The organism is Ideonella sp. (genome assembly GCF_041287625.1).
GTDB lineage: Bacteria > Pseudomonadota > Gammaproteobacteria > Burkholderiales > Burkholderiaceae_C > Ideonella.
Genome location: NZ_JBGGNH010000064.1, coordinates 40,883 through 53,468, shown reverse-complemented (window position 1 = coordinate 53,468; position 12,586 = coordinate 40,883). Strand labels below are relative to the sequence as shown.

Annotated in this window: 13 protein-coding genes; 12 read left to right on the top strand and 1 reads right to left on the bottom strand. The window is 67.4% G+C overall.

Features of this window, described 5'->3' with window-relative positions; translation table 11 throughout:
- The 4 genes from ACAH41_RS23645 to ACAH41_RS23630 form a co-directional block, all read left to right on the top strand.
- A partial coding sequence (locus tag ACAH41_RS23645; protein ID WP_370538565.1) for a PotD/PotF family extracellular solute-binding protein occupies nt 1–1,025 on the top strand: 1,025 nt, incomplete at its 5' end.
- Between the two features lie 16 nt (nt 1,026–1,041).
- Nucleotides 1,042–1,947, top strand: a complete 906-nt coding sequence (locus ACAH41_RS23640) for an ABC transporter permease (protein ID WP_325655600.1) — start codon at nt 1,042–1,044, stop codon at nt 1,945–1,947.
- Nucleotides 1,947–2,831 carry an ABC transporter permease gene (locus ACAH41_RS23635; protein WP_325655601.1) on the top strand — a complete coding sequence of 295 codons (885 nt, stop codon included), beginning with the start codon at nt 1,947–1,949 and terminating at the stop codon, nt 2,829–2,831. The genes ACAH41_RS23640 and ACAH41_RS23635 overlap by 1 nt, the downstream gene beginning before the upstream one ends.
- A gap of 61 nt (nt 2,832–2,892) precedes the next feature.
- Complete coding sequence (locus ACAH41_RS23630; protein ID WP_370538564.1) at nt 2,893–3,678, top strand: GntR family transcriptional regulator; 786 nt, start codon at nt 2,893–2,895, stop codon at nt 3,676–3,678.
- Here the strand turns inward: ACAH41_RS23630 and ACAH41_RS23625 are convergent.
- Nucleotides 3,603–4,724, bottom strand: coding sequence for an MBL fold metallo-hydrolase (locus ACAH41_RS23625; RefSeq protein ID WP_325655603.1), 1,122 nt, complete (start codon nt 4,722–4,724; stop codon nt 3,603–3,605). The two genes, ACAH41_RS23630 and ACAH41_RS23625, sit on opposite strands and share 76 nt — an antisense overlap.
- 156 nt (nt 4,725–4,880) lie before the next feature.
- Between ACAH41_RS23625 and ACAH41_RS23620 the strand changes: the two genes are divergently transcribed.
- From ACAH41_RS23620 to ACAH41_RS23585, 8 genes are all read left to right on the top strand, one after another.
- Nucleotides 4,881–5,378, top strand: a complete 498-nt coding sequence (locus tag ACAH41_RS23620) for a MerR family DNA-binding transcriptional regulator (protein WP_325655604.1) — start codon at nt 4,881–4,883, stop codon at nt 5,376–5,378.
- A 135-nt stretch (nt 5,379–5,513) separates the two neighbouring features.
- On the top strand, nt 5,514–6,278 hold the full coding sequence (gene can, locus ACAH41_RS23615; protein WP_325655605.1) for a carbonate dehydratase: 765 nt from the start codon (nt 5,514–5,516) through the stop codon (nt 6,276–6,278).
- Nucleotides 6,279–6,320: 42 nt separating this feature from the next.
- Entirely contained in the window at nt 6,321–8,135 is a 1,815-nt protein-coding gene (gene aceK / locus ACAH41_RS23610) for a bifunctional isocitrate dehydrogenase kinase/phosphatase (RefSeq protein ID WP_325655638.1), read from the top strand.
- Nucleotides 8,136–8,179: 44 nt separating this feature from the next.
- A complete protein-coding gene (locus ACAH41_RS23605) occupies nt 8,180–9,358 on the top strand; it encodes an acetyl-CoA C-acyltransferase (protein WP_325655606.1) in 1,179 nt (392 codons plus the stop codon).
- Nucleotide 9,359: 1 nt separating this feature from the next.
- The gene (locus tag ACAH41_RS23600; RefSeq protein WP_325655607.1) at nt 9,360–10,022 is read left to right on the top strand and encodes a LysE family translocator; all 663 of its coding nucleotides are present in this window, start codon (nt 9,360–9,362) and stop codon (nt 10,020–10,022) included.
- A 58-nt stretch (nt 10,023–10,080) separates the two neighbouring features.
- Nucleotides 10,081–10,725, top strand: coding sequence for a phosphatase PAP2 family protein (locus ACAH41_RS23595; RefSeq protein ID WP_325655608.1), 645 nt, complete (start codon nt 10,081–10,083; stop codon nt 10,723–10,725).
- Between the two features lies 1 nt (nt 10,726).
- Nucleotides 10,727–11,422, top strand: a complete 696-nt coding sequence (locus ACAH41_RS23590; RefSeq protein ID WP_325655609.1) for an SDR family oxidoreductase — start codon at nt 10,727–10,729, stop codon at nt 11,420–11,422.
- A gap of 31 nt (nt 11,423–11,453) precedes the next feature.
- Nucleotides 11,454–12,584, top strand: a complete 1,131-nt coding sequence (locus ACAH41_RS23585; RefSeq protein WP_325655610.1) for an acyl-CoA dehydrogenase family protein — start codon at nt 11,454–11,456, stop codon at nt 12,582–12,584.
- Nucleotides 12,585–12,586 lie beyond the last annotated feature (2 nt).

Below are 12,586 nucleotides of genomic sequence, written 5' to 3'. Positions count from 1 at the left end.
CGCCGAACAGCTTCGACCTGATCGACACCGAGTACTTCTCGCTGAAGAAGATCATCCCCACCGGCAACCTGCTGGGCATCGACGTCAAGCGCATCAAGAACGCCGACAAGATCACCTCGCTGTTCACCAAGGGCGAAGTCGCCGGCAAGAAGGTGGGCGACCAGGGCACCGCGCCGAAGAAGGTGATGTACCTGGAGAAGCCGGACAGCAAGACCTTCGCGAAGGACGCGACCGGCTTCATGACGCTGATCCCGACCGTCTACAACGCCGACACGCTGGGCATTCGCCCGGACCTGATCAAGCGCCCGATCGAGTCGTGGAAGGAACTGCTGAACCCCGAGTTCAAGGGCAAGGCCGCGATCTTGAACATCCCGTCCATCGGCATCATGGACGCGGCGATGGTGGTCGAGGCCATGGGCCTCTACAAGTACCCCGACAAGGGGAACATGACCAAGAAGGAAATCGACCTGACGATCAAGACCTTGATCGAGGCGAAGAAGGCCGGCCAGTTCCGCTCGCTGTGGAAGGACTTCAACGAGTCGGTCAACCTGATGGCGTCGGGCGAAGTGGTGATCCAGTCGATGTGGAGCCCGGCCGTCACGGCGGTGCGCACCAAGGGCATTGCCTGCACCTTCCAGCCGCTGAAGGAAGGTTATCGCGCGTGGGCGGCCGGCTTCGGCGTGCCGAAGACGGTCACCGGCAGACGAGCCGACGCGGTCTACGAATTCATCAACTGGTTCCTCGACGGCTGGGCCGGCGCCTACCTGAACCGCCAGGGCTACTACAGCGCCGTGCTGGACACGGCCAAGGCCAAGATGGAGGCCTACGAGTGGGCCTACTGGATGGAAGGCAAGCCGGCCACGCAGGACATCAAGTCGCCCAATGGCGACGTGCTGGCCAAGGCCGGTGCGGTGCGCGACGGTGGCAGCTACGAGGCCCGCATGGGCGGCATTGCCTGCTGGAACGCGATCATGGACGAGAACACGTACATGGTGCAGAAGTGGAACGAATTCGTGGCTGCCTGACGTCCCGAGAAGCAAGATGACACGCACCCGCCGCCCTTCGTCCCGCAGCCTGCTGGCCTGGCTGCAGGCCGCGCCGCTGGCGGCGGTGTTCGTCATCTTCTTTGTCGTGCCGCTGGCGCTGATCGCAATGGTCAGCACCTGGCAGGCGACCGACTACGAGCTGATCCCGGCCTTCACCGGGCAGAACTACCTGGACGTCTTCAACGGCTGCGGCCACAGCCTGGTCACCGCCGGCGAAGACGTCTGCGTCACGCTGAAGACCTACGGTTCTACGCTGAAGTTCAGCCTGCTGACCTGGCTGATCACCGCGATGCTGGGCTTCAGCATTGCCTACTTCCTGGCCTTCCATGTGAAGAGCCAGTTGATGCAGACGGTGCTGTTCATTGTCTGCACCGTGCCCTTCTGGACCAGCAACGTGATCCGCATGATCTCGTGGGTGCCGCTGCTGGGCCGTAACGGCCTGATCAACAGCACGCTGGTCGCGATGGGCCTGATCGAGCAGCCCATCGAGTGGCTGCTGTTCTCTGAGTTTTCGGTGGTGCTCGCCTTTGTGCACCTCTACACGATGTTCATGATCGTGCCCATCTTCAACTCGATGATGCGCATTGACCGCGCGCTGCTGGAAGCCGCGCGCGACAACGGCGCCAAGCCCTGGCAGACGGTGCTGCACGTGGTGCTGCCGCTGTCCAAGACCGGGCTGATCATCGGCTCCATCTTCGTGCTGGCGCTGGTGATGGGCGACTTCGTCACGGTGGGCGTGATGGGTGGCCAGCAGATTGCCTCGGTCGGCAAGGTCATCCAGGTGCAGACCAGCTACCTGCAGTTCCCGCTGGCCGCGGCCAACGCGATGATCCTGCTGGCAGTGGTGCTGATGATGATCGTGGCCCTGATGCGGTTGGTGAACCTGAGGAAAGAACTCTGATGGCTGCCATCCCTCGCCGCGAAACGCGCCCCTTGAGCTTCTGGCTGCTGGGCGCCGTCTTCGCCGCGTTTGTGCTGTTCCTCTACGGCCCGATGCTGGCCATCTTCGTGCTCAGCTTCCAGGGCCCCGAGGGCGGGCTGACCTTCCCGATGCGGGGCTGGTCGCTGCACTGGTTCGCACAGCTGTGGGAAGGCATTGGCGTGATCGACATTGGCGCCGCGCTGCGCCGCTCGCTGGCGCTGGGCCTCACGGTGATGGTGCTGACGGTGGTCTGCTCGCTGCTCGCCGGCCTCGCCTACCGCAAGAAGCTGCCGGGTGGCAGCGCGCTGTTCTATGTCGTCGTCGCCAGCCTGATCATGCCCAGCATCATCGTCTCGCTGGGCGTGGGCCTGATGTTCCGGTTGATCGACACCGGGCTGAAGACGCTGTTCGAGGCGCACGCACCGTCGCTGGCCGAGAGCTTCACCAGCACGCTGGGCATGTTCAGCTCCGGCCTGGGCGCGCAGCTGACCTGGACGCTGCCGTTTGGCCTGCTGATCATGTTCGCGATCTTCAACCGCTTCAACCCCGCCTACGAGGAAGCCGCGCGCGACCAGGGCGCCACGCCGTGGCAGGCGCTGCGCCACGTGGTGCTGCCGCTGATCGCGCCCAGCCTGGTCGGCATCGGCATGTTCGGCTTCACGCTGAGCTGGGACGAGATCGCCCGCAGCTCGCAGGTCATGGGCGACCTGAACACCTTGCCGCTGGAGCTGCAGGGCCTGACCACGACGGTGACCACGCCGGTGATCTACGCGCTGGGCACCGTCACCACGGTGATCTCGTTTGCGGTGATGGGCCTGACGCTGTTGCTGGTCGCGCTGTGGCGGCGCCGTGCTGCGGCCTGAGCGCATGAAAGCCGCCGTCCAGCCGCTGCGCAGTGCAGCAGTGTTTGCGGACAATGCCGCGATGCCCACTGCCCACTCCGTCCCGCGCCGGCGCCAGGCCGGCAAGGCAGAAGCTGCCGACACGGCGACCCAGCGGGTCTACCAGGGCATCTATCAAGCCATCATCGAGCACCGGCTGGCGCCCGGCGCGCGGCTGCGCGAAGAGGAGCTGGCCGAGAGTTTCAGCGTCTCGCGCACCGTTGTGAGGCAGGCGCTGCAACGCCTGGCGGCCGACCAGATCATCGTGTTGCAGCACAACCGCGGCGCGCAGGTGCCGCACCCGGACCTGGCGCATGCAGCGCATGTGTTCGACGCGCGCCGCGTCGTCGAATGCGACATCGCGCGCCGCCTGGCCGGCAAGCTCAGCGCGGCCCAGGTCAGCGAGCTGAACGGCCTGGTACAGGCCGAAGCTGCCGCCCATGCGCGCAACGATGCGGCGACCGCGATCCGTCTCTCAGGCCGCTTCCACCAGGCCCTGGCCGAGCTGGCCGGCAATCCGGTCTTCATCGACCTGATCGACGAACTGCTCCCCACCACCTCGTTGCTGATCGCGCTCTACCAGCGCGGTGACCGGCCCGGCTGCGTCACGCACCGGCACCAGGAGCTGATCGCCGCGCTCACCGTCGGCACGCCGGCCCAGGCTGCGGCCGAGATGCGGCGGCATTTGACCGAGCTGGAAAAGTCGCTGGTCGGCGGGCAGGGCGGCACGACGCTGCGCGACGTGTTCGCGCCTTATCGGGAGGCGAGCGAAACCTCGGCGCCCGAGGGCGACGCGCGCACGGCCAGCGGCGGCTCCACCGGCACGTAGCGCAGCACGCCATCGTCGCCTGGCAGCGGCTTCAACCGGCCGGCTTCCTGCAGCGCATGCACATGCGCAATCGCCTCGCCCATCGCGAAGCTGGTCTGGTGCACGTCCAGCGTGCGCTTGAACAGCACCGGCAGCAGGTCCGCGGCCGAGCGCGGCGCCTCGCTGCAGGCGGCCACCAGCAGGTCGAACTGCTGCGCATGGTGGGCCTGCAACTGGTCGATGCGCTGGTGCGCGCCGGTGAAGGGCTTGCCGTGCGAAGGCAGCACCAGCGTGTCCGCCGGCAGCGGCCGGAAGCGCTCGATGGACTGCAGGAACAGCGGCAGCGGGTTGGCCTCCGGCTCGTGGCCGTAGACGCTGATGTTGGTCGAGATGCGCGGCAGCAGCATGTCGCCCGAGATCAGCACATTCAGCGCAGGGCAGTGCAGCGCGATGTGCTCGGGCGCGTGGCCGTGGCCGACGATGCAGGTCCAGTCGTGCGCGCCGATGCGCAGCGTCAGCCCGTGCAGCAGCCGGCGGTATTCATCGGGCAGCTGCGGCACCAGGTGCGCGTAACCGGTGGCATGCGAGCGCACAGCGGCCAGGCGCTCCGTGTCGGTCAGCCCATGGCGCGAGAACAGTTTCTCGGCCTGCGCACGCATCAGCTCGGGGTCGTTGCGGCAGGCCTGGCCGGCGGAATAGAAATCGGTCGCGCTGATCCACATCCGGCAGCCCCATTGCGTGCACAGCCAATGCGCCAGCCCGAGGTGGTCCGGGTGCATGTGGGTGACGATCACGCGCAGGATGGGCAGGCCGTCCAGCCCATGCGCGAACAGCCGGGTCCAGGCCGCGCGGGCCTCGGGAATGTCCAGCCCGCAGTCCACCACGGCCCAGCCGGGGCTGCCGTCCTCGGCCTCGTCGCGCAGCAGCCAGAGGTTGATGTGGTCCAGCGCAAACGGCAGTGGCATGCGCAGCCAGCGCACCCCCGGTGCCACCTCCATCGCATGGCCGGTTTCGGGCAGCGTGTCGCCCCAGGGGTAGTGCAGCTGGGCTTCTTGGGCATTGGCCATGGCAGGGAGTCCGACGAAGAGCTTTGAATGTGACGAAACCGCGGCGTGGCTGGCGATGGTCCGCCAACTTCGCCGGCCTGCCTGTCGCGTGCGGGACGGGCCGGGCGCGTATCGCGTAGACTTCGGTTCACGTTAACGTAAACGTCAATCCACGTCATGCCCGCTTCCGATCGCCCTTCCCGCGCACGTGCCCAGGCCCCCGGTGGCGACGGCCGTGCGGAAGCCGCTGCGACCTTCACCATCACCGAGCTGGCGCAGGAGTTCGACATCACGCCGCGGGCCATCCGCTTCTACGAGGACGTGGGCCTGATGACCCCGGCGCGTGCCGGTCGCAACCGCGTCTACACGCTGCGCGACCGCACCCGGCTGAAGCTGACGCTGCGCGGCAAGCGCCTGGGCCTGTCGCTGCAGGAGATCAAGCAACTGGTCGACATGTACGACTCCGGCACAGACGCCCGCCCGCAGCTGGAAGCTTTCCTCGGCGTGCTGGCCGAACATCGGCGCCAGCTGGCCCAGCAACTGGAGGACATCCAGGTCACGCTGGCGGAAATCGAGCAGCATGAGGCCCGTTGCCGGCAGTTGCTGGCAAAGCCGGAGCCGGCTGCGAAACCTGCTGGCCGTGCCAAGGCCGCGCGCCGTGCTGCGGCTGTTTGAGTCCTGATGTTTTCCAGAGGCCCTCGTGCTTACACTCGCGTCCGGCGTTTGGTGCAATGCAGCAAACGCGGTGGCTCAGCCGGCACCGTCCCGCTGGCGCCTTGTACCCGAATCGCCTTTTGAAGCCGTCCTGCCATGAGCCAACACCTCGAAGAACTCTTTGAAAGCAACCGCCGCTGGTCCGCCGCCACCGAGGCGCGCGAGCCCGGCTTCTTCAGCCGCCTGCTCAAGCAGCAGACGCCGCAGTACCTGTGGATCGGCTGCGCCGACAGCCGCGTGCCGGCCAACGAGCTGGTGGACCTGCTGCCCGGCGAGCTGTTCGTGCACCGCAACGTGGCCAACGTGGTCGCGCACTCGGACCTGAACGCGCTCTCGGTGATCCAGTTCGCGGTCGACCACCTGCGCGTGCAGCACATCATCATCGTCGGCCATTCCAACTGCGGCGGCGTCAAGGCCGCGCTGATGGACACCCGCAACGGCCTGGTCGACAACTGGCTGCGCCATGTGAAGGACGTTCGCCGCATGCACCAGGACTTCCTCGAAGGACTGCCGGCCGAGTACCGGGTGGACGCCTTGTGCGAACTCAACGTGCTGGAGCAGGCGCGCAACACCTGCTACACCACCGTGGTGCAGGATGCCTGGGCGCGCGGCCAGGAAGTGGTCGTGCACGGCTGGGTCTACGGCCTGCACAACGGCCTGCTGGACGACCTGCGCATGACCGTCTCCGGCACCACCGACGTGACCGAGGCCTATGCCAAGGCCCTGGCCGGCATCCACCGCCGCTTCCTCGGCGCGCCGCCGTCGGCGGAGTCGGCACTGGCGGCCGCAGCTCCGCTGGCACCGGCCCTGGCGGCCGACAGCAGCGCCACGCCCGACATGGCCGGCCAGCCCGCCGGCTGATTGCAACTTCAGTCGTGCATGCGCCCGCCTGTCCGTCAAACCCTGTTCCCGCAGCAGCTTGACGACAGCCGCGGCTACGAGATCGCCTGCGCGTTGCTGGACGGGTTCGACAAGCACTACCGCCTGTTCCGCGAGGCCAGTGCCAGCGCCAAGCAGCGCTTCGAGCGGGCAGACTGGCACGGCCAGCAGCGCGCGCAGCGCGAGCGCATCGAGTTCTACGACCTGCGCGTGGCCGAGGCCGCCGAGCGGCTGCAGGCCGAGTTCGAAGCCGGCAAGCTGCCGATGGCCATCTGGCAGCAGGTCAAGCTGCACTACATCGGCCTGCTGACCCACCACCACCAGCCGGAGCTGGCCGAGACCTTCTTCAATTCGGTCACGACCAAGATCCTGCACCGGCACTACTTCCACAACGACTTCATCTTTGTCCGCCCCGCCATCTCGACCGAATACATCGAGAACGACGAACCGGCCGCCACGCCCACCTACCGCTGCTACTACCCGACGCGCGAGTCGCTGCGCGACACGCTGATGCGCGTCATCACCAACTTCCGGTTGCAGGTCGAGTTCGAGGACCTGGCGCGCGACGTGGACGCGGTGCTGGCCGCCGTGCTGGAACGGCTGGAGCTGCTGGACAAGGATCGCCCGTTCCGCGCCCGGGCGAATTTCCAGATCCAGGTGCTGTCCCCGCTGTTCTACCGGAACAAGGGCGCCTACGTGGTCGGCAAGGTGGTCAACGGCGACAGCGAAGCGCCGTTTGCGCTGCCCATCCTGCACCTGGACCCGGCCGGGGGCGCTGTGCCCCGGCTGGTGATCGACGCCGTGCTGTTCGGCGAGGACGACCTGCAGATGCTTTTCAGCTTCGCGCGGGCCTATTTCCTCGTGGACATGGAAATTCCCAGTGCCCATGTGCAGTTCCTGTGCTCGCTGATGCCGCGCAAGCCACGCGCCGAGCTGTACAGCGCGCTGGGCCTGCAGAAGCACGGCAAGAACCTGTTCTACCGCGACTTCCTGGCCCACCTGCAGCACTCCAGCGACAGCTTCCGCATCGCGCCCGGCATCAAGGGCATGGTGATGCTGGTGTTCGACCTGCCCAGCTTCCCGTTTGTCTTCAAGCTCATCAAGGACTTTTTCCCCGAGCAGAAGGACACCACGCGCGAGCAGGTGCAGGGCAAGTACCTGCTGGTCAAGCAGCACGACCGCGTGGGCCGCATGGCCGACACGCTGGAGTTCTCCAACGTGGCCTTCCCGCTCTCGCGCTTCGACGACGAACTGATGGCCGAGCTGCGCCACTTCGCGCCCAGCCAGCTGGAGATCTCGGACAGAGGCGAAGCTCCGCGCGAGCTGGTGCTGAGGCACGTCTACATCGAGCGCCGCATGGTGCCGCTGAACATCTACCTGCAGGACGCCACGCCGGTCCAGCTGGAAAACGCGGTGATCGAATACGGCAACGCGATCAAGGACCTGGTCGCGGCCAACATCTTTCCTGGCGACATGCTGTGGAAGAACTTCGGCGTGACCCGCGCTGGCAAGGTCGTGTTCTACGACTACGACGAGATCGAGTACCTGACCGACTGCAACTTCCGCCGCGTGCCTGCGCCGCGCAACGAGGAAGAGGAAATGTCCGGCGAGGTCTGGTGGCCGGTCGCCCCGCGGGACGTCTTCCCCGAGACCTTCGCGCCGTTCCTGCTGGGCAACCCGCAGGTGCGCGAAGTCTTCATGAAACACCATGCCGACCTGCTGGACGCCGCATTCTGGCAAGGTCACAAGCAGCGCATTGCCGCCGGCCATGTGCATGACGTTTTTCCCTATGAGCCGGGCAAGCGCTTCGCCGTGCAGCGCGCCCAGGCTGCGGCCTAGACCGCACTCCCCCTCGTTCCACGGCATTCACTGGAGACTCAAAAATGGCCGATTCCATCGTCATCGCTTCCGCTGCCCGCACCCCCATCGGGGGCCTGCTGGGCGACTTTTCATCGCTGGCTGCCTGGGAGCTGGGCGCCGTCGCGATCAAGGCTGCCGTCGAGCGCGCCGGCGTGCCGGGCGACGCCATCGACGAAGTGCTGATGGGCAACTGCCTGATGGCCGGGCAGGGCCAGGCACCTGCGCGCCAGGCCTTGCGCAAGGCGGGGCTGCCGGACAGCACCGGGGCCGTCACTCTGAGCAAGATGTGCGGCTCGGGCATGCGCGCGATGATGTTCGCGCACGACATGCTGGCCGCCGGCTCGGCCGAGCTGATGGTGGCCGGCGGCATGGAAAGCATGACCAACGCGCCGCACCTGATGTTCGCCCGCAAGGGCATCAAGTACGGCGCCAGCGCGGTCTATGACCACATGGCGCTGGACGGCCTGGAAGACGCCTACCAGCGCGGCCAGGCGATGGGCGTGTTCGCCGAACAATGCGTGAGCAAGTACAGCTTCACCCGCGAAGCGCAGGACCAGTTCGCCATCTCGTCCACCCAGCGTGCCAAGCAGGCCAACGAAGACGGCAGCTTCGACTGGGAGATCGCCCCGGTGGCGCTGGCCGGCAAGGGCGGTGAAACCCTGTTCAAGCGCGACGAAGCCCCGTTCAAGGCCAAGCTCGACAAGATCCCCGGCCTGAAGCCCGCGTTCAAGAAGGACGGAACCATCACCGCGGCCACCTCGTCCAGCATTTCCGACGGCGCCGCAGCGCTGGTGCTGATGCGCGAATCCACGGCCAAGGCGCGTGGCCTGACGCCGATCGCCCGCATCGTCTCGCACGCGGTGCATGCGCAGGCGCCCGAGTGGTTCACCACCGCACCGGTCGGCGCGATCCAGAAGGTCTTGAAGAAGGCCGGCTGGACGGCCGAGCAGGTTCACCTGTGGGAAGTCAACGAAGCCTTTGCCGCGGTGACCATGGCCGCGATGGCCGAGTTCAAGCTGCCGCACGAGATCGTCAACGTGCACGGCGGCGCGGTCGCGCTGGGCCACCCGATCGGTGCTTCCGGCGCACGCATCGTCGTCACGCTGCTGGGCGCGCTGAAGAAGCGGGGCTTGCAGCGCGGCGTCGCGGCGCTGTGCATCGGTGGCGGCGAGGCCACGGCCATGGCCATCGAGCTGCTTTGACATGAGCGAACTTGCCGCGACGCTGGGCCTGCACAGCCTGGGCCTGTTCTCGCTGACGGTCCTGGTGCTCAACGCCACGCCTGGCGTGGACATGCTCTACACCGTCTCGCGCACGCTGACCGGCGGCGCGCGCACCGGTGTGGCGGCGGCGCTGGGCGTCTCGGCCGGCTGCGTGGTGCATGCGCTGCTGGCCGCCTTTGGCCTGGCGGCGCTGCTGGCCGTTTCGAGCCTGGCCTTTGCCGCGCTGAAGTGGGTGGGCGCTGCCTACCTGGTGTGGGTGGCGTTGCAGATGCTGCGCAGCGCGGCCAGGCCCGCCGCGGCCGAAGGCGCGCAGGCGGCACCGGCGCGTGCGCCGTCGCTGTCCGCAGTGTTCCGCCAGGGCATGGTGACCAACGTGCTGAACCCCAAGGTGGCGCTGTTTTTCCTGGCCTTCCTGCCACAGTTCATCGCGCCGGACGCGCCGCACAAGACAATGGCCTTCCTGGCCCTGGGCACCCTGATGGTCACGCAGGGCACGGTCTTTTTGCTGGCGCTGGTGGCCGTCTCGGCACGGCTGCGCCGGCTGGGCGGTTCGCCCACGCTGTCGCGCTGGTTGAACGGCCTGGGCGGCGCCTTGTTCCTTGGCCTGGCGGCGCGGCTGGCGCTGGTCGAGCACAGGGTTTGATGAAGAATGCAGGCCTTCCGCTGCACTGACTGATACCGCTGTGAACGCTTGGCATTTCGTGACCCGCTTCGGGGAAGCCCAGATCCTGCTGCCGGCCGCGCTGCTGGTCGGCCTGCTGCTCGCCAGCCGCCCGGAGGGCCGGCCGGCCGCATCGCGCTGGCTGGCCGGGCTGGTGCTGGCCACAGGGCTCACCACGCTGACCAAGATCGCCTTCATCGGCTGGGGCATTGGTTCGGCGAGCCTGAACTTCACCGGCGTCTCCGGCCACTCGATGTACGCCTCGGCAATCTACCCGGTGCTGCTGGCCGCCTGCGCCGAGCTGCTGATCGGCCGCGGCCGCATGGCCGCCGCGCTGCTGGGCGCTGTGATCGCGCTGGTGGTCGGCGTCTCGCGCCTGGCGGTGGACGCGCATTCGGTCAGCGAGGTCATCGCCGGCTTCGTGGTTGGCGGAGCGGTGAGCCTGGCGGTGCTGTACGCCGAACACTGGCACGCGCCGCGGCTGCAGCGCTGGCTGCAAGGCGGCGCGTTGGCGGCCATCGCGCTGTGGCTGTTCGGCGCCTCCGCCTGGTCCCCGCCGTCGCCCACGCATGCGCTGGTGACGCGCATCGCGCTGCGGCTCTCAGGCCACGAACATCCCTACACCCGGGCCCAGCTGCTGCACACGCTGCACCAGCGGCTGGACACCTCTATCGCCAGGCTTTGACATGAGCGCCGCTGCTTCCAACTTTTCGCCCCGTGCCGTGCTGGTCATCGGCGCCTCGCGTGGCATCGGCCTGGAACTGGTGCGCCAGTACCGCGAGGCTGGCGCACAGGTCGTGGCCACCGCGCGCGACGACGCCGGCCTGGCCAGGCTGCACGCGCTGGGCGCCAAGGGCCTGCGGCTGGACGTGACCTCGGCCGCCAGCGTCTCCGGCCTGGCCTGGCAGGTCGACGGCGAAAGCTTCGACGTGGCCATCGTCAATGCCGGTGTCTACGGACCGCGCCACAGCGGCCTGCAGTCGCCCACCGCGGCCGAATTCGACGAGGTCATGCACACCAATGTGCTGGGTCCCATGCAGGTGCTGCCGCAGATGCTGGACGCGCTGGCGCCGGGCGCGCGCGTGGGGGTGCTGTCCTCGCGCATGGGCTCCATCGGCACCCGCGCCAGCAGCGCCGGCTGGCTCTACCGCGCGTCCAAGGCGGCGGTCAATTCGGTGCTGGCCGACACTGCGCTGGCGCTGAAGGGCAAGGCCTTCTGCTGCGCGCTGCACCCCGGCTGGGTGCGCACTGAAATGGGCGGCGAGGGTGCGGACATTTCGCCCGAGGAAAGCGCCGCCGGCATCCGCCAGGTGCTGGCCGGGCTGAACGATGCCCGCCATGGCGGCTTCTACGATTACAGCGGTGCCACCATCCCCTGGTAAGCACTGCACAACACATCCGGAGACAAGAACCATGCTGCTGAGCGAAGAGCACCAGGCGGTGCAGGAAGCGGTGCGCGCCTACGTGCAGGACCAAATCGCCCCGCACGCCGCGCGCTGGGACAAGGAACACCATTTCCCGGCCAAGCAACTGAAAGGCTTGGCCGCGCTCGGCTGCTACGGCGTGGCGGTGCCCACCGAATACGACGGTGCCGGGCTGGACTACCTGGCGCTGTCGCTGATCCTGGAAGAGGTGGGTGCCGGTGACGGCGGCACGTCCACCGTGGTCAGCGTCAACAACTGCCCGGTCTGCTCCATCCTGATGGCCTTTGGCAACGAGGACCAGAAGCAGAGGTTCCTCAAACCGCTGGCGCGGGGCGACATGCTGGGTGCCTTCTGCCTCACCGAGCCGCACGTCGGCTCCGAGGCCGGCGGGTTGAAGACCATGGCGGTGCGCGATGGGGACGACTACGTCCTCAATGGCGTCAAGCAGTTCATCACCAGCGGCAAGAACGGCGACGTGGCCATCGTGATGGCCGTCACCGACAAGGCCGCCGGCAAGAAAGGCATCAGCGCCTTCCTGGTGCCGACGAACACGCCCGGCTACACGGTCGCCCGCCTCGAAGACAAGATGGGCCAGCACAGCTCCGACACCGCGCAAATCCTGTTCGAGAACTGCCGCGTGCCGGTGGCGAACCGGCTGGGCGAAGAAGGCCAGGGCCTGAAGATTGCGCTGGGCGGGCTGGAAGGCGGGCGCATCGGCATTGCCTCGCAAAGCTTGGGCATGGCGCGCGCTGCGCTGGAAGCCGCGTTGCGCTACGCCAAGGAGCGCGTGGCCTTCGGCGTGCCGATCTACGAACACCAGGCGGTGCAGCACAAGCTGGCCGACTGCGCCACCCAGCTCGAAGCCGCGCGCCAGCTGGTCTGGCACGCCGCCACCTTGAAAGACGCTGGCCTGCCCTGCCTGAAGGAAGCCGCGATGGCCAAGCTGTTCGCCAGCGAGATGGCCGAAAAGGTCTGCTCCGCGGCCATCCAGGTGCATGGCGGCTACGGCTATGTCAGCGACTTCCCGGTCGAGCGCCTGTACCGTGACGTGCGCGTCTGCCAGCTCTACGAAGGCACTTCCGAAGTGCAGAAGATCCTGATCGGGAGGGCCTTGGTCTGAGT

Excerpts from the sequence above, each read along its gene's own strand:
- ACAH41_RS23605 (WP_325655606.1), top strand. The coding sequence starts at position 8,180 with ATGGCCGATTCCATCGTCATCGCTTCCGCTGCCCGCACCCCCATCGGG.
- ACAH41_RS23590 (WP_325655609.1), top strand. The coding sequence starts at position 10,727 with ATGAGCGCCGCTGCTTCCAACTTTTCGCCCCGTGCCGTGCTGGTCATC.
- ACAH41_RS23585 (WP_325655610.1), top strand. The coding sequence starts at position 11,454 with ATGCTGCTGAGCGAAGAGCACCAGGCGGTGCAGGAAGCGGTGCGCGCC.
- ACAH41_RS23640 (WP_325655600.1), top strand. The coding sequence starts at position 1,042 with ATGACACGCACCCGCCGCCCTTCGTCCCGCAGCCTGCTGGCCTGGCTG.
- can (WP_325655605.1), top strand. The coding sequence starts at position 5,514 with ATGAGCCAACACCTCGAAGAACTCTTTGAAAGCAACCGCCGCTGGTCC.
- ACAH41_RS23635 (WP_325655601.1), top strand. The coding sequence starts at position 1,947 with ATGGCTGCCATCCCTCGCCGCGAAACGCGCCCCTTGAGCTTCTGGCTG.
- ACAH41_RS23625 (WP_325655603.1), bottom strand. The coding sequence starts at position 4,724 with ATGGCCAATGCCCAAGAAGCCCAGCTGCACTACCCCTGGGGCGACACG.
- ACAH41_RS23600 (WP_325655607.1), top strand. The coding sequence starts at position 9,360 with ATGAGCGAACTTGCCGCGACGCTGGGCCTGCACAGCCTGGGCCTGTTC.
- ACAH41_RS23620 (WP_325655604.1), top strand. The coding sequence starts at position 4,881 with ATGCCCGCTTCCGATCGCCCTTCCCGCGCACGTGCCCAGGCCCCCGGT.
- ACAH41_RS23630 (WP_370538564.1), top strand. The coding sequence starts at position 2,893 with ATGCCCACTGCCCACTCCGTCCCGCGCCGGCGCCAGGCCGGCAAGGCA.